Source organism: Halopiger thermotolerans (assembly GCF_054654555.1).
In genome coordinates, this window is the sequence record NZ_BAAIEU010000004.1 from 811,438 (window position 1) to 825,713 (window position 14,276).

The 14,276-nt window shown below is 68.3% G+C and carries 14 protein-coding genes; 4 read left to right on the forward strand and 10 right to left on the reverse strand.

Annotated elements, in window-relative coordinates; all coding sequences use genetic code 11:
* Nucleotides 1–14 precede the first annotated feature (14 nt).
* Nucleotides 15–968 carry a DUF7260 family protein gene (locus tag ACYQ26_RS11665; RefSeq protein WP_459809068.1) on the reverse strand — a complete coding sequence of 318 codons (954 nt, stop codon included), beginning with the start codon at nucleotides 966–968 and terminating at the stop codon, nucleotides 15–17.
* A gap of 299 nt (nucleotides 969–1,267) precedes the next feature.
* Between ACYQ26_RS11665 and ACYQ26_RS11670 the strand changes: the two genes are divergently transcribed.
* Complete coding sequence (locus ACYQ26_RS11670; RefSeq protein ID WP_459809069.1) at nucleotides 1,268–1,501, forward strand: DUF7511 domain-containing protein; 234 nt, start codon at nucleotides 1,268–1,270, stop codon at nucleotides 1,499–1,501.
* A gap of 168 nt (nucleotides 1,502–1,669) precedes the next feature.
* Here the strand turns inward: ACYQ26_RS11670 and lrpA1 are convergent, their stop codons facing one another.
* Nucleotides 1,670–2,098 carry an HTH-type transcriptional regulator LrpA1 gene (gene lrpA1 / locus ACYQ26_RS11675; RefSeq protein ID WP_459809070.1) on the reverse strand — a complete coding sequence of 143 codons (429 nt, stop codon included), beginning with the start codon at nucleotides 2,096–2,098 and terminating at the stop codon, nucleotides 1,670–1,672.
* A gap of 163 nt (nucleotides 2,099–2,261) precedes the next feature.
* Between lrpA1 and ACYQ26_RS11680 the strand changes: the two genes are divergently transcribed.
* Nucleotides 2,262–2,585 (forward strand): hypothetical protein, encoded by a 324-nt coding sequence (locus ACYQ26_RS11680; RefSeq protein ID WP_459809071.1) that lies wholly within the window; start codon nucleotides 2,262–2,264, stop codon nucleotides 2,583–2,585.
* Nucleotides 2,586–2,780: 195 nt separating this feature from the next.
* On the opposite strand, the gene ACYQ26_RS11685 is transcribed toward ACYQ26_RS11680, so the two are convergent.
* Complete coding sequence (locus ACYQ26_RS11685; RefSeq protein WP_459810746.1) at nucleotides 2,781–3,716, reverse strand: thiamine pyrophosphate-dependent enzyme; 936 nt, start codon at nucleotides 3,714–3,716, stop codon at nucleotides 2,781–2,783.
* 2 nt (nucleotides 3,717–3,718) lie between these two features.
* Nucleotides 3,719–5,620: a 2-oxoacid:acceptor oxidoreductase subunit alpha gene (locus ACYQ26_RS11690; RefSeq protein WP_459809072.1), complete on the reverse strand. Its 1,902-nt coding sequence runs from the start codon at nucleotides 5,618–5,620 to the stop codon at nucleotides 3,719–3,721.
* Between the two features lie 273 nt (nucleotides 5,621–5,893).
* Between ACYQ26_RS11690 and ACYQ26_RS11695 the strand changes: the two genes are divergently transcribed.
* The gene (locus ACYQ26_RS11695) at nucleotides 5,894–7,771 is read left to right on the forward strand and encodes a 2-oxo acid dehydrogenase subunit E2 (protein WP_459809073.1); all 1,878 of its coding nucleotides are present in this window, start codon (nucleotides 5,894–5,896) and stop codon (nucleotides 7,769–7,771) included.
* A gap of 22 nt (nucleotides 7,772–7,793) precedes the next feature.
* Here ACYQ26_RS11695 and ACYQ26_RS11700 read toward each other — a convergent pair whose 3' ends face one another.
* From ACYQ26_RS11700 to aroC, 6 genes are all read right to left on the reverse strand, one after another.
* On the reverse strand, nucleotides 7,794–8,303 hold the full coding sequence (locus tag ACYQ26_RS11700; RefSeq protein WP_459809074.1) for a VOC family protein: 510 nt from the start codon (nucleotides 8,301–8,303) through the stop codon (nucleotides 7,794–7,796).
* A gap of 65 nt (nucleotides 8,304–8,368) precedes the next feature.
* On the reverse strand, nucleotides 8,369–9,439 hold the full coding sequence (locus tag ACYQ26_RS11705) for an NAD(+)/NADH kinase (protein ID WP_459809075.1): 1,071 nt from the start codon (nucleotides 9,437–9,439) through the stop codon (nucleotides 8,369–8,371).
* A 4-nt stretch (nucleotides 9,440–9,443) separates the two neighbouring features.
* The gene (locus tag ACYQ26_RS11710; protein WP_459809076.1) at nucleotides 9,444–10,457 is read right to left on the reverse strand and encodes an alpha-ketoacid dehydrogenase subunit beta; all 1,014 of its coding nucleotides are present in this window, start codon (nucleotides 10,455–10,457) and stop codon (nucleotides 9,444–9,446) included.
* Nucleotides 10,454–11,512, reverse strand: coding sequence for a thiamine pyrophosphate-dependent dehydrogenase E1 component subunit alpha (locus ACYQ26_RS11715; protein ID WP_459809077.1), 1,059 nt, complete (start codon nucleotides 11,510–11,512; stop codon nucleotides 10,454–10,456). The genes ACYQ26_RS11710 and ACYQ26_RS11715 overlap by 4 nt, the downstream gene beginning before the upstream one ends.
* A 120-nt stretch (nucleotides 11,513–11,632) precedes the next feature.
* Nucleotides 11,633–12,415: a PHP domain-containing protein gene (locus tag ACYQ26_RS11720; protein WP_459809078.1), complete on the reverse strand. Its 783-nt coding sequence runs from the start codon at nucleotides 12,413–12,415 to the stop codon at nucleotides 11,633–11,635.
* A 151-nt stretch (nucleotides 12,416–12,566) separates the two neighbouring features.
* The gene (gene aroC / locus ACYQ26_RS11725) at nucleotides 12,567–13,718 is read right to left on the reverse strand and encodes a chorismate synthase (protein ID WP_459809079.1); all 1,152 of its coding nucleotides are present in this window, start codon (nucleotides 13,716–13,718) and stop codon (nucleotides 12,567–12,569) included.
* A gap of 114 nt (nucleotides 13,719–13,832) precedes the next feature.
* Here aroC and ACYQ26_RS11730 point away from each other — a divergent pair, with 114 nt between their 5' ends.
* Entirely contained in the window at nucleotides 13,833–14,240 is a 408-nt protein-coding gene (locus tag ACYQ26_RS11730; RefSeq protein ID WP_459809080.1) for an HIT family protein, read from the forward strand.
* The last annotated feature ends 36 nt before the right edge of the window (nucleotides 14,241–14,276 follow it).

The following is a 14,276-nucleotide window of genomic DNA, read 5'->3' on the forward strand; positions in this document are numbered from 1 at the left end:
CGCGCGCCGACCGGCTACGGCTCCGGCCGATCGACCGGATCTGCGCCCGAGTCGCGCTCGAGTAACCGCTTGAGCGACCGATCGACGGCGTCCGTTCCGCGTTCGATACCCCGCCCGAGTTCGGCGATCGCGGCGAGGATCGGATACGTGTGCTCGCAGTTCCCGTAGAAGTAGCGCTCGAGCGTCCCGACGTCCCCGATCACGAGCTCCCGACGCCGCCGTCGAAGCGCGGTCTGGCGCTCGGTCGCGAGCTCGTCGCAGCGCTCGCGAAGACTTTCCAGGCGGTCCCTCGTCATCCCGAGCGCGTTGAACTCCATGTTCGCCAGCGGCTGATCGAGTAAGGACTGCAGGTTCTGGCAGCCGTCGGTCAGTTCGCGATCGGCGTCGGCGAGGGCCTTGCGTTCGGCCTCGACGTGCTCGAGGAGTTGCGCGCGGTTCTCGACCGCCTGTGCCGCCGCGGTCACCAGCGACCGCTGCAACTGCGGCCGGAGCCGCGCGTGCTGTTCGAGGGCCGCGGCCTGTTCCTCGCTGAACTCCTCGGCGACGCTCTCGAGCCAGGTATCGCCGTACAGGTCGTCGTAGTGGGGGACGCTCATCACCGTCTTGACGTACGCGTCCCGGACCGGCGAGAGCCCCTCGGACGGCCGTCCGCGCGCGGCGGCGCCAGCGTGCGCCGCTCCGGCTCCGACGCCGCCGGTGTCGGCACCGATTCCGCCGCCGATCCCTGCACCGGCGGTGGCGGCGGTCGCTTGCGGCGTCGCCGTCTCGAGGGCCGCCACGCGGCGCCGGAATCGCTCGAAGGCGCGTCGTTCCGCGGTCAGTTGTCGTCGCTCGCGCTCGAGGGGCTCGCGGGCCGTCGCGAGCGGCTCGCGGATCTCGGAAACGGCTGGCGCCTCGAGGGGGTCGGACGACGCGCGCGACCGGCCGTTGCGGCCGCGATCGCGATCGGGAGTCGGTGTCGGGGGCACGGTGTCCGGTGCTCGCGGCCTAGCTACCGTAAAGGCATCTAGTAGGCGTCGGTTCGACTACGTTCTCGTCCGGAGGAGACTATAGCGTCGCGAACGCGACGTGTGCGGTCGGCCGTCGGGCGCCGATCGCAGACCGCTCGAACACGGCGGCCGGCAGCTCACGAGGCGATCGTCGATTTTCGGCCCGTACGAACGCGACGGCAGCTAGCAGTAGCGCTCAATACCACAATTAGCAGCGGCTTTGTGGGCGACCGGCGTGGGACGGCACACGGCGTCTTCGACGTCGCCGTTCGAAAGCCATGACGGACTCAACGAGCGAATACGATTCCGAGGGCGTCCGACAGCGACTGGCGACGGCGGCGCGGTACCCGCCCCGAACCCGGTCGATCGATCTCGAGTCCATCGTCGTCCGGTACGAGGACCGCCCCGATCGGTGCACGATCACGCCCCGGGAGTGCGCCGATTCGGATCGGCTCACGACCTGGCTCTCGGCGGACGTCGACGCGTTCGTCGATCTCGATCGGATGCGCTGATCGCCGGTCGTCGCGACGGAGCGGGCCTGAGACGGGGTAGTTCTAGTTCGATCGACATCCCGGATGCGGCTCGCGAGGACGTGCATTCGGCAGCCAAGCGACGGTCGCAGGCTGCGAGTGGGCGGCGAGCGCGGCGAACGCGACGGTCGACGCCGGAATCGCGAGCGCTTACTTCAACCGCTCCTGCAGGAACGACGGGTGGGCGGCGGTCACGCCCTCGATCTCCATGAGGTCCTCGGAGATGATCTCGCCCAGCGAGTCGCCGTCTTCGGCGCGCACTTCGGCCATCAGCATGTGGTCGCCGCTGGAACTGTACAGCGCTTCGATCTCCTCTAAGTCCTTCAGGGCCTTCGTCGCCTCGACGTAGCGTTCGCTCGCGACGTCGATCCCGACCATCGCGATGGTCTTGCTCGAGAGTTTCTTCGGGTCGATGTCGGCGGAGTAGCCGACGATGACGCCCTCCTCCTCGAGCTGGTTGATGTACTTGCGGACCGTCGGCTTCGACACCCCCGCCCGCTCGGCGATTTCGGCGTAGGAGGCCTGTGCATCCTCTTCGAGAACCTCGAGGATGCGATCTTCCGTAGCCTGTGTACTCATGGTAGTCTCTTTTGCTCCGGCGGAAAAATATCTTTTGTATACGAAAACGTCGAATCTCCTATCGGAAGTCGAGCTGGAATCGGGGATAAACGTCCCCGATACGGCGGCTGACCGCGTCATCGCCGGACTTATTCGCCCGCTGGCCGCAGGTCGGGACGTTCGAATGGTCGACCCGAGTTACGTCAGCGGCGCCGTCTGGTTCGTCTGCGGGGTTGCGATCCTCTATCTCGGTTACCTGATCGGGCTCCGCGGCCGGGCCGATCTGCACGCAGACTACGACGAGTCGAGGGACGTCGATCCGGCCTACGTCTCGCGGTGGGTCGGCGCGACGGCGCTGCTGATGGGGACGCTGGTCGTCCTGTACGCGATCCGCGAAGCCGTCTACGGCTTCCATCCCTACGCGCTCGGCGGCCTCCTCGTCGCGCTGCTGGCGCTGAGTTACGCGACGAAACTGATCGCGCGCGGGGTCGGCTACCGCGGCGACTGACCGCCGGGGCGCCGACCGCCACCGTCGCTCGGTGCGGCGACTCGAGGGACTCGCCGCTCGAGGAGTAGGTCCGTCAAAAAACGCGTCGGAAACCGATTCGACATCGAAGCCGATCCGACTCGGCCGACGCGGGATTCGAGGTGCGGCTAGCGGATCGCCGCTATCGGCTATCGCGGCCGTTACCGGCGATCGGCGTTACTTGTGACGGTCGAGCAGGTCGTAGCTGCGCTCCCACTCGGCGTCGTCGTCGAAGTACCGCTCGGCCAGCGGCTCGTCGGGCATCTCGCCGACGGCGCGCTTCTCCTCGGTGTAGGACGGACGGTCCTCGTCGACGTAGTAGCGACCGGTCAGGACGGTCCCCTCGTTGAGGACGTCCTCGGTCTCGCGCATCATCTCGGCCGCTTCGGCGCGGTCGTGGATGTCGTGCTCGTAGTCGTCCGACTCCTGGATGTCGATGTAGGGGACGTACTGTCGGGCGTCCTTGTTCCAGGTCGGACACTGGGTCAGGAAGTCGACGTGGGCGAAGCCGTCGTGCTCGATGGCTTCCTTGATGATCTCCTTTGCCTGGTTCGGGTTGACCGCGGCGGTGCGGGCGATGTAGCTCGCGCCGGCGGTCAGCGACTGCGAGAGCGGCCGGATCGGCGTCTTCGCGCTACCCGAGGGCTGGGTCTTGGACTTGTGGCCCTTCGGGCTCGTCGGCGACGTCTGGCCCTTCGTCAGCCCGAAGATCTCGTTGTTGAACACGATATAGGTCATATCGTGGTTCTCGCGGGCCGTGTGGATGAAGTGGTTGCCGCCGATCCCGTAGCCGTCGCCGTCGCCGCCGGCGGCGATGACCTCGAGGTCGGGGTTCGCCAGCTTCGCGGCGCGAGCCACGGGCAGCGCGCGGCCGTGGATCGTGTGGAAGCCGTACGTGTCAAGGTAGCTGTTCAGCTTGCCGGAACAGCCGATCCCGGTGACGGTCAGCACTTCCTCGGGCGTCTTGCCGGCTTCCGGCAGCGCCTGCTTCAGCGATTTCAGGACGCCGAAGTCGCCACAGCCCGGACACCAGGTCGGCTGCGGTTCGACACCGGGGGTGAACTCGTCCCGGTCGATCTCTCGCTCCTCACCGATTGCGTTGAATGCACTTATTGTTAGTCACCTGCAGCAGGTTCGATTCGTACCTGTGCGGTCGGTTCGCGGTCCTCCTCGGCGATGTTGACCTCGTAGCCCTCGACGATCTCGGCGGGCTCGAAGGGGTTGCCGTTGTACTTGAGCAGGCTGGTGAGCTTCTCGCCGAAGCGACCCAGTTCCTTCTGCAGGAGCCCGCGGAACTGCGCGCTGGCGTTCATCTCGACGACCATCGCCTCGTCGACGCTCTCGAGGAACTCGGTCAGTTCCTGCTCGGGGAACGGCATCATGTCGGAGACGCCGATACCCTTGACGCGGTAGCCCTGGTCGTTGAGGCGTTCGACGGCCTCCTCGACGGCGCCCTGGGAGGAGCCCCAGGTGATGATGCCGTACTCGGCCTCCTCGTCGCCGAAGTAGGTCTGGTTGGACTCGCGTTCCTCGTCGAGTTCCGCGCGGATGGACTCGAGCTTCTCGAGGCGCCGGTCCATCTGGTAGACGCGGTTGTCCGGGTCCTCGCTGATGTGGCCGACGGGGCTGTGCTCGTTACCGGTCGCGAGGTAACGGCCCCCCTTCTGGCCGGGCAGCGAGCGCGGCGAGACGCCGTCCTCGGCGTCCTCGTAGTTAAACCGCTTGAACTTCCCGGAGTTGTCGTGTGCGGCTTCCTTCAGCTCCTCCTCGGTCAGCGTCGAGCCCAGGTCCGGCGAGGGTTCGCGGTCGAAGAACTCGACGTCGACGTTGGTGTTCTCGCCGGAGAGCTTCTGGTCGTAGATGAGCATGACCGGGATCTGGTAGTCCCACGCGATGTCGAAGGCCAGCCGGGTCTGCTCGTAGGCCTCCTCGATGTTGCCCGGCGCGAAGACGACGCGCTGGGAGTCGCCCTGGCTCGTGTACAGGACGTGTTCCAGGTCGCCCTGCTCGGGCTTGGTCGGCATCCCGGTCGAGGGACCGGCGCGCATCGCTTCGACGAGCACCAGCGGCGTCTCGGTCATCTCGGCGAGGCCGAGCGGTTCGCTCATCAGGGCGAACCCGCCGCCGGAGGAGCCGGACATGGCCTTGACGCCGGCGTGGCTCGCGCCCACCGCGAGCGCCGCGGCCGCGATCTCGTCTTCGACCTGTTCGGAGATGCCCCCCATCTCGGGGAAGTTCTGGCTGAGGATGGTGAACACGTCGGTCCACGGCGTCATCGGGTAGCCGGAGATGAACCGACAGCCGGCGTCGATGGCGCCGTAGGCGATCGCGTTCGAACCGGACAGCAGCGCCTGCTCGGTCTCGTGTTCGCTTTCCGGAACGCGCAGGTCGTGCTCGAACTCGAGGTCCTGGCCCATCTCGTAGGCCTCGTGGAGGATATCGAGGTTGGACTCGAGGATGTCCCCGCCCATGGCGTCCGCCATCAGGTCCTCGATGTGTTCGAGGTCCATCTCGAGCAGGGCGGCGGTGATCCCGACGCCGGCGGTGTTGCGCATGACCTCGCGCCCGTGCTCCTTGGCGAGTCCGCGCAGGTCGACCGGGTAGACGTGCCAGTCGTTCTCCTCGGCGCGGGCCTCGAGGTCGAGCGCCTCGACGTCCTCCTCGCTGATGAGGCCCTCGTCGTAGACGATGACCCCGCCCTCGCGGAGGTCATCTAGGTTCTCCGAGAGGGGCTTGATCTCCTCGTTGCCGTAGTAGGCTTCCTCCTGCGGGTTGCGGGCGAACGAGTCGCCCAGCGCGAGCAGGAAGTTGTAGCCGTCCCCCCGTGACTGTACGTTGTGGTCTGTGGCCCGGATTTCGACGTAGGTGTGGCCGCCACGGATCCGCGACGGATAGTGGCGGTGCGTGAATACGTCGAGCCCCGAGCGCATCAGCGCCTTCGCGAAGTTCTGGCTCGTCGAGTCGATCCCGTCTCCGGAACCGCCTGCGATTCGCCAGATGAGTTCGTCGTCGCTCATAGGTAAATCAGTGGCCGGTGGGCCAACCGTACCGAGATTTTGCCGTACCGAACCTAAAGCCTTTGCTATAGATTACCAAGGATCTTTCGTGAAGGATTGACAGTAGCGCGAAATAAACTCATGATAGATAATTTTAATAGTAGTGTATTAAGTATGAGGTGCGATATATATCTCCCGTCACGAGCGCGGCAGTCGTCCACCGCCACCGCGTGCGGCGATTCCGGCGGGGTCGGCGACGATACCTTTTACACGCGGGTTGTGATACCCTTCCCCATGGGATACATCGTCAGGATGCCGAAGCTGGGGCTCGAAATGGAGTCGGGAGAACTGCTCGAGTGGCACGTCGAGCGGGGCGAGTCGGTGTCGGAGGGGGATCTCGTCGCCGAAATCGAGTCCGAAAAGAGCGTCGGCGAGGTCGACGCCCGCGAGGACGGGGTCCTCAGGAAGACGTATCTCTCGGAGGGGGAAACCGTCCCGCCGGGGACGCCCATCGGCATCGTCGCGCCGGCCGAGGCGGACATCGCGGACCTCGAGGCCGAGGCCGAAGCCGACCTCGAGGGCGACGCCGCCGCGGCCGAGGGCGCTGCGGGCGCCGGTGATGTGGGCGGCGGTTCCGAGTCGGAAGCGGCGGCGAACGGCGCCGGCGCCGCGGCGAGCGCCGAACGCGCCGGGGGAAGCGGCGCCGAGACGGCCGACGAACTCAGGGCGTCGCCTCGAGCGCGCGAGCGAGCCGACGAACTCGGCGTCGACCTCGCGACGGTCGAGGGAACGGGATACCAGGGCTCGATCACCGAGGACGACGTCGAACGGGCCGCGGCGGCGGCCGAGGGCGACGGGGAATCGGCCGCCGACGTCGACGCCTCGCCGCGCGCCCGCCGCCGCGCCGAGGAACTCGGCGTCGATCTCGCGACGGTGGAGGGGACGGGCTATCAGGGCGCCATCACCGAAGACGACGTCGAAGCGGCCGCCGCCGCGGACGAGGGAGCCACCGCCGACGCCGCCGGCGCGTCGCGCACCCTCGCCGAGGAGCGCCCGTTCGACGGCATGCGCCAGACCATCGCCTCGCGGCTCGGCGAGAGCTACCGCGAGGCCGTCCACGTCACCGTTCACCGCGAGGCCGACGCCGAGGCGCTGGCGACCGCCGCCGCGGCCGCCGACGACGCCCTCGATACCGACGTCTCCGTCCAGGACGTCCTCCTGCGGGCCATCTCGGCGGCCCTCGAGGAACACCCGGCGTTCAACGCGACGTTCGAGGACGATGTCCACGAGCTGTGGGAGGAGCACAACGTCGGCATCGCCGTCGACGTCGAGCAGGGGCTCATCGCGCCGGTGCTGTCCGATGTCGGCTCGAAGTCGCTGGCCGAGATCGCCGACGACCGCCGCACGCTCGTCGAACGCGCGACGAGCGGCGACTACACGATGGACGACCTGCAGGGCGGCACTTTCACCGTGACGAACCTCGGCGTCCTCGGCGTCGAGTCGTTCGATCCGATCATCAACCCGCCGCAGGTCGCGATCCTCGGCGTCGACGCGATGGAGGAGCGGCCGACCCGCGGCGACGATGATGGCGTCGAGTGGCGTCGCCACCTCCCGTTCGACCTCTCTTTCGACCACCGCGTCGTCGACGGTGCGGACGCCGCCCGCTTCCTCGAGACACTCGTCGATCACGTCGAAAATCCGTGGCCGCTCCTGCCCGAGGACGTCGCCGAGGCGGCCGACAGCGGGACCGCCGGCGGAGCGGAGACGGAGATGCCCGGCCGGTCGGTCACGGCCACGAACCCCGAGGGCATGCGGGGTCGCATCGAGGCCGGCTCCTTCGAGTGGACCTACGACGAGCCCGAATCCAACGGCGGTACGGAGACCGGCCCGACGCCGGTCGACGTCGCCCTCGGTGGGCTGGCCTCCTGTCTCTCGCTGAGCACCAGGTACCAGGCGAACAAACGCGACACGGCCGTCGACGAGATCCGGGTCGACGTGGACGCGACGCCCGACGAGGGGGCGGTCGAGGACGTCACCGCGACGATCCGGCTCGCGACCGACGAGGACGACGAGACCGTCGACCGGATCGTCGACCTCGGCGAGCGGGGCTGTCACGTCTCCCAGATGCTCCGGGAGGACCTGGAACTGAATCTCTCCTGGGAGCGGCTCTGAAGACGCCGCTTCCAGGAGGCCGTCACTCGGGGTACGTCCGATCCGGCTCCGGCATCGCGTCGACGTTCGCCGCGGTCTCGAAGATCGCGCCGTTGAGTTCGTCGGCCGTGTCGAAGTACCAGTACTCGGTGCCGCCGTAGTTGCCGCTCTGGATGACCGGTAGGCCGGCGTCTTCGAACTCCTCGACGACCGCGTGCGGATCGTCGAAGGCGAAGCAAGCGACGTGGTGGAGCCCTTCCCCGTGCTCCTCGAGGTGCTCCGTGTAGATGCTCTCCCCCTCGAGCGGCTCGATCAGCTCGAGCATCGTGTCCCCGAGCTGGGCGAGCGCGAGCACCATCGAGTACTCGTGGGGCTCGCCGCGGTAGGTTCGGTCGGTGAGCGTCGGCGGCTCGAACCGGTAGACCTCCCACGGGCCGATCCCGAGGATCGAGCCGAATCGGTCCATTCCGTCCTCGATGTCCTCGACGACGAACGCGACCTGGGAGAGTTCCGGAATCTCGACGCCAGTATGTGGAATGTTATCTACCACCATGGTGGCGACCCTCGCTACCACGACGTCGAAGTAATACTTTGTGTTGGTCGTGTCGGCCCGACGGCCTACGTCTCGCGGCGCTCCTCGGGGACGGCGCCCTCGAAGGCCCCGACCCGCGTTCCGGCCTCGAGCGCCGCGCGCACGTCGACGAGTCGCGGGCCCGCCTCCGCCGCCGTCGGGCGCAGTTCGACCGTCGCGTCCGTCAACTCGAGTTCGCGCTCGCCGTCGGCGCCGACGACGCCGTCGGGAACGTCGAACTGAACCGACTCACCCGGCTCGAGTCGCTCGATCGATTCGACGCCGACGGTCGTCGTGACGCCGGGCGCCAGCACCGCGCGGACGGTTCGCGGCGCGGCTTCCGGATCGGCGAGTCGAACGGCGACGCCGCCCGGTTCGTCAGGGGCGACGGTCTCGAGCGCGCCCGCGACGGCCGGCAGGCCGATGTCGCCGGGGTGGGCCCGCGAGACGACCCCGCCCCGGAGGTCGGCCGGATCGACGAGCGCCCGCGTTCCGACGAACGACTGCGCCGACACTTCCGCGGCGGCCAGGCCGGTCAGCCCCCGCTCGCCGGTCGGGGTCTCGGCCCGCGCCTCGACGGTGCCGTGGCGCGTCGTCACCTCGTCGGTCGACACCGCGCCGGTCGCGACCAGCGCCGCCGCGACGCCGGCGACCGTGCCGTCGACGGTGGCGGGAACGACGTTGTTCGTCCCCGTCGACACCGAGACCAGCGGGACGTCGCCGAGTTCGGACGCGGCGTCCCGCGTCGTCCCGTCGCCGCCGAGGACGACCGCGGCGTCGACCGCGTCGCGAAACCGGGCCGCCGCACGGCGGGTGTCGGCCGCCGTCCCCTCGATCGGCGTCTCGAGCGTCGTCGCCTCGAGCGTCTCGGCGTCCGCCGCGTCCTCGAGCGCGCGGTCGGCGATCCCCGCACGGTCGGGCATGACGAGCACCTCGAGAGTGCGATCACGGCCGCACTCGCCGTCGCCGGCGACCGCGGTCAGCCCGTCGAGGACGCACGCGGCGACCCGCCGCTTCGCGTGGTTGTCCACGACGCTCGCGCCGCCCGTGAGGCGGCGGACGTCGCGGCCGGCCGCCGGGTTGACGATCAGGCCGACGCTCGGTACGGCCGACCCCATTCGATCACGCCACCCGCTCGATGGCCTCGCGGACGTCGTCGCCCGAGGGCAGGACCTCCTGCTCGAGGGGCGGACTGAATGGGATGTGCGTGTCCGGCGTGCCGATCCGCTGGATCGGCGCGTCGAGGCTGAAGAACGCCTCCTCCTGGACGCGGGCGACGATCTCGGCGTGGGTGCCGTACGAGAGCGGGCTCTCGTCGGCGACGATGAGCCGGCCGGTCTTCCGGACGCTCTCGGCGATCGTCTCGACGTCGAGCGGGTACAGCGAGCGGGCGTCGATCACCTCGACGCTCACGTCGCCGTCCAGGCTCTCGGCGGTCTGGAGCGACTCGTCGACGAGCCGCTGGGTCGCGACTACGGTGACGTCCTCGCCCTCGCGCTCGACGGCGGCCTCGCCGAGCGGGACGGTAAAGTCCTCGTCGACCGGGACCTGCCCCTCCTGCTCGTAGATCATCTTGTTCTCGAAGACGAAGACCGGGTCGTTCGAGCGGATCGCGGCCTTGGTCAGCCCCTTGGCGCTCGCGGCGGTTCCGGGCGCGACCGCCTTCAGTCCCGGGAAGTGCGCGATCCAGGAGTGGATCGTCCCGGAGTGCTGGCTGGCGGCGCCCATGCCGCCGCCCTCGGTCGTCCGGACGGTGACCGGCATCTCGGCCTTCCCGCCGAACATGTAGCGCATCTTCGCCATCTGGTTCATGATCTGCTCCATCGCGACGCCCGCGAAGTCCGAGAACATGAGCTCGACCACAGGCCGGGTGCCGGTCGCCGCGGCGCCCGTGGCCGCGCCCATGAAGCCCGCTTCGCTGATCGGCGTGTCGCGGACGCGCTCGTCGCCGAACTCCTCCCAGAGGCCGCCGGTCACTTCGAGGACGCCGCCGAACTGGCCGATGTCCTCGCCCATGAGGTAGACGTCTTCGTCGCGCTCGAGTTCCTCGCGGAGCGCCTGGCGGATGGCCTCCCGGACGGTCATCGTCTCGGTCTCGGTCTCGAGTTCGCGTTCGGGTTCAGCGTGTGCGGTCATGGCTGATCACCTCCCTGACGGTCGCGGCCGCCGTCGGCCCTGGTCCTGGCTGCCTCTGCAAATCGTTCGATCTCCGGCGGCGTCTCGGCGAACATGTCCTCGTAGGCCTCCTCGGGCCGCGGCTGGTCGGCCTCCTGGGCGTACTCGACGGCCTCCTCGATCGTCGTTTCGGCCTCGGCCCGCATCTCGTCGAACTCGTCGTCGGTCAGTTCGCCGCGCTCGATCAGTCGCTCCTTGAACGAGTCGATCGGATCCCGGTCCTTCCAGCGCTGGATCTCGTCCTCGTCGCGGTAGGGCTCCTCGTCGCCCTCGTAGTGGCCGCGGTAGCGGTACGTCTTCGCTTCCACGATCGTCGGCCCGTCGCCCGCCCGCGCTCGAGAGCGCGCCTCGGCGACGGCTTCCGCGACGGCGGTGACGTCCATCCCGTCGACGGTCAGTCCCGGAATGTCGTAGGCCTGGGCCGTGTCGCTCAGATTGTCGACGTTGTGCTGGTTCTCGACGGGCGTCCCCTCGCCGTACTGGTTGTTCTCGACGACGAAGATCGCCGGCAGGTCCCACGTGGCGGCCAGGTTGATCGCCTCGTGGGTCTGGCCCTGCGCGACGGCGCCGTCGCCGAGGAAGCCGACCGCGACCTGATCGCGGTCGTCGTAGTCGATCGACAGCGCCGCGCCGGTCGCCATCGGCGGTCCGGCGCCGACGATCCCGTTCGCGCCGAGCATGCCGGCGTCGACGTCCGCGATGTGCATCGAGCCGCCCTTACCGTTGCAGTAGCCCTCGGCCTTGCCGTAGAGCTCGGCCATCATGTACTTCGGATCGAGCCCCTTCGAGATGCAGTGGCCGTGGCCGCGGTGGGTGCTCGCGATGTAGTCGTCCGGATCCAGCGCCGCACAGGTGCCGACGCCGACCGCCTCCTCACCGATGTAGAGGTGGACGAACCCTGGTATTTCGCCGTCTGCGAACCGATCCCCTGCTTCCTCATCGAACGCGCGGATGGTCAACATCCGGCGCAACGCCTCCCGTCGTCCCGCTTCGGTCTCGAGGTCGTACTCTGCCATGCGACGAGTTGGCGTACAACATCATCCGGTATATGTGCTAGCATCCACCACCATGTGGTACCAGCCGAGTATCCCTCACTTCGAACGGAACTCACACGAAACGAAGACCGTCGCCGAGCGCTACTCGAGGGCGAGCGACGGCGGGGCGGCTGGCTCGAGTCCCTCGCGGGCGCAGAAGTCCTCGAGGAAGTCGGCGCGATCGCCGATCTCGCCGGGCGCGTGGGAGTCGGTCCCGACGGTGACGGCGACGTCGTGCTCGCGCAGGATCTCGAGGAACTCGTCGGTGGGATGGACGATCCCCTCGTCGGTCAGCGCGCGCCCGGCGTTGATCTCGGGGACCGTCCGGGAGTCGGCGAACGCCCGCGCGACGCGGCGGTAGTGGTCGGTGGTCGCCCGCCCCCGGAGCGATCCCGTGCGCTCGATCAGGTCGACGTGGGCGGCGACGTCGAACAGTTCCGACTCCACCAGCGAGACGAGGTGATCGAAGTACTCGTCGACGACGTCGTCGAGCGCGTCGTCCGACAGGTCGGCGAAGTTGGAGGGCACCTGTACGTTGCCGCCGTCGACGGCGTGGACGCTCCCGATCGCGTAGTCGAAGTCGGCCTCCTCGAGAAAGTCCGCGATCGCGTCCGCGTCGCGAGGGTCGTAGTCCATCTCGACCGCGTCGTAGATCTCGATCGACCGCTGCTCGCGCAACCGCTCGATCGCTCGTCGGCGTCGCTCGTAGGTGAGATCGAGGTTGAAGCCGTAGCGTCCGCGCATCCGCTCCAAGCGGTCCCGCGACGAGACGTTGCAGTGGTCCGCGAAGCCGACGCCCTCGAGATCGGCCGCCTCGGCGGCGCCGACCATCTCGCCGAGGTTCTCGCCGTCGGAGTAGTTCGAGTGGATATGAAAATCCCGCATACCGTGTCAACGGCGGCTGACGGGTTAGTAGTTCGGCACGCTGTTGCGATCACCGGATCGGCGTGGACTCGAACCCGCGACGGATTACGGCGCTACTTAGTACGAGCCTCGTGCGCCTCGAGAGGACATCTGGCGCCGTCTCGCGGTTTCGCTACTCGTTGCGCGGGTTGCTCGGGTGGTAGTCCGTGTCGTACTCGCCGGGCTGGTCGTCGACCCGGTCGGGGTTGATCCGGCCCGACAGCAGCATGAAGTCCACGAGCGTCAGCGCGAGCATCGCCTCGACGACCGGCACGCCGCGGGGCGGCAGCACGGGGTCGTGGCGGCCAATGACCTGCTCCTCCTTGATCTCGCCGGTCTCCCAGTCGGCCGTCTGCTGGGGCTTCGGGATGGAGGTCGGCGCGTGCAGCGTCACCTCGCCGTAGATCGGCTCGCCGCTCGAGATGCCGCCCTGGATGCCGCCGTGGTCGTTCTCGACGGGCGTCGGATTGCCCTCGTCGTCGAACTCCCAGTCGTCGTTGCGCTCCTTGCCGGTCCACTCGCGGGCCTCGCGGCCGAGGCCGAACTCGAAGGCCGTCGTGGCCGGGATCGCCATCATCGCCTGGCCGAGCCGCGCCGACAGCGAGTCGAACCGCGGCGCGCCGAGGCCGACGGGGACGCCTTGGGCCTCGAAGTAGATCGAGCCGCCGATGGAGTCGCCTTCCTCCTGGTACTCCTCGATCAGGTCTTGCATCTTCTCGGCGGTCTCGGGATCGGCACAGCGCACGTCGTTCTCCTCGCTGTATTCCTTGATCTGCTCGAAGCTGACCTCGGGCGCCTCGACGTCGCCGATCTGGTTGACGTGGGCCTTGAGTTCGATCCCCTCGCGCGCCAGGAGCTTCTTCGCGATCGCCCCGGCCGCGACCCAGTTGACGGTCTCGCGGGCCGACGAGCGGCCGCCGCCGCCCCAGTTGCGCGTGCCGAATTTGGCTGAATAGGTGAAGTCGCCGTGGCTGGGCCGCGGTGCGGTAATGAAGGGCTCGTACTTACCCGAGCGGGCGTCCTTGTTCTGGATGACCATCCCGATCGGGGTGCCGGTCGTGTAGCCGTCCTGGATGCCCGACTTGATCGAGACGGCGTCGGGTTCGCCTCGAGAGGTCGTGATCATCGACTGGCCCGGCTTCCGGCGGTCGAGGTCCTCCTGAATGTCCTCCTCCGAGAGCTCGAGGCCGGCGGGGCAGCCCGAGACGGTACAGCCCATCGCCTCCCCGTGGCTCTCGCCGAACGTGGTCACCTGAAAGAGGCGACCGAACGAGTTGCCGTTCATTACCCTTCCGTGGGAGGGCCTGGCATTTAGGTTTTGCAATCTCCCGTTCCGAGCGCAGTTCGTGGCCCCGAAACGCGGCGGAATCGTTAATTCCCCGCGCTGAGGGATGCGCGTATGGACGAGGAGTGCCCGTTCTGTCGAATTATCGAGGGCGAGACGGACGCTCACGTCGTCGCCGAGGACGCGCGGACGATCGCGTTTTTCGACGAGAACCCCGCCTGCGAGGGGCACACGCTCGTCGCGCCGACGGCCCACCGGGAGGATCTGCTCGCCGACGAGGAGACCAACGCCGCGGTCTTCGAGACCGTCCGGACCGTCTCGGCGGCGATGGAAGGACTTCTCGAGCCCGACGGGTTCAGCGTCTTCTACTCCACGGGGCCGATCGTCGGCCAGGTCGAGCACGCGCACGTCCACCTTCTGCCTCGCTACGATGACGACGACATCTCGCTCGGTCTCCGACGAGACGAACTGGACGACGAGCGCGCGAGTGGGCTCGCGACGCGGCTTCGCGAGCGGGTGTAGCGCCCGACGACTGCCGGCCGCCGCCGATCGCTCCCG

Excerpts from the sequence above, each read along its gene's own strand:
- ACYQ26_RS11705 (WP_459809075.1), bottom strand. The coding sequence starts at position 9,439 with ATGGGGTCGGCCGTACCGAGCGTCGGCCTGATCGTCAACCCGGCGGCC.
- ACYQ26_RS11700 (WP_459809074.1), bottom strand. The coding sequence starts at position 8,303 with ATGGTGGTAGATAACATTCCACATACTGGCGTCGAGATTCCGGAACTC.
- ACYQ26_RS11710 (WP_459809076.1), bottom strand. The coding sequence starts at position 10,457 with ATGACCGCACACGCTGAACCCGAACGCGAACTCGAGACCGAGACCGAG.
- ACYQ26_RS11680 (WP_459809071.1), top strand. The coding sequence starts at position 2,262 with ATGGTCGACCCGAGTTACGTCAGCGGCGCCGTCTGGTTCGTCTGCGGG.
- aroC (WP_459809079.1), bottom strand. The coding sequence starts at position 13,718 with ATGAACGGCAACTCGTTCGGTCGCCTCTTTCAGGTGACCACGTTCGGC.
- ACYQ26_RS11730 (WP_459809080.1), top strand. The coding sequence starts at position 13,833 with ATGGACGAGGAGTGCCCGTTCTGTCGAATTATCGAGGGCGAGACGGAC.
- ACYQ26_RS11670 (WP_459809069.1), top strand. The coding sequence starts at position 1,268 with ATGACGGACTCAACGAGCGAATACGATTCCGAGGGCGTCCGACAGCGA.
- ACYQ26_RS11690 (WP_459809072.1), bottom strand. The coding sequence starts at position 5,620 with ATGAGCGACGACGAACTCATCTGGCGAATCGCAGGCGGTTCCGGAGAC.
- ACYQ26_RS11695 (WP_459809073.1), top strand. The coding sequence starts at position 5,894 with ATGGGATACATCGTCAGGATGCCGAAGCTGGGGCTCGAAATGGAGTCG.
- ACYQ26_RS11720 (WP_459809078.1), bottom strand. The coding sequence starts at position 12,415 with ATGCGGGATTTTCATATCCACTCGAACTACTCCGACGGCGAGAACCTC.
- ACYQ26_RS11715 (WP_459809077.1), bottom strand. The coding sequence starts at position 11,512 with ATGGCAGAGTACGACCTCGAGACCGAAGCGGGACGACGGGAGGCGTTG.
- lrpA1 (WP_459809070.1), bottom strand. The coding sequence starts at position 2,098 with ATGAGTACACAGGCTACGGAAGATCGCATCCTCGAGGTTCTCGAAGAG.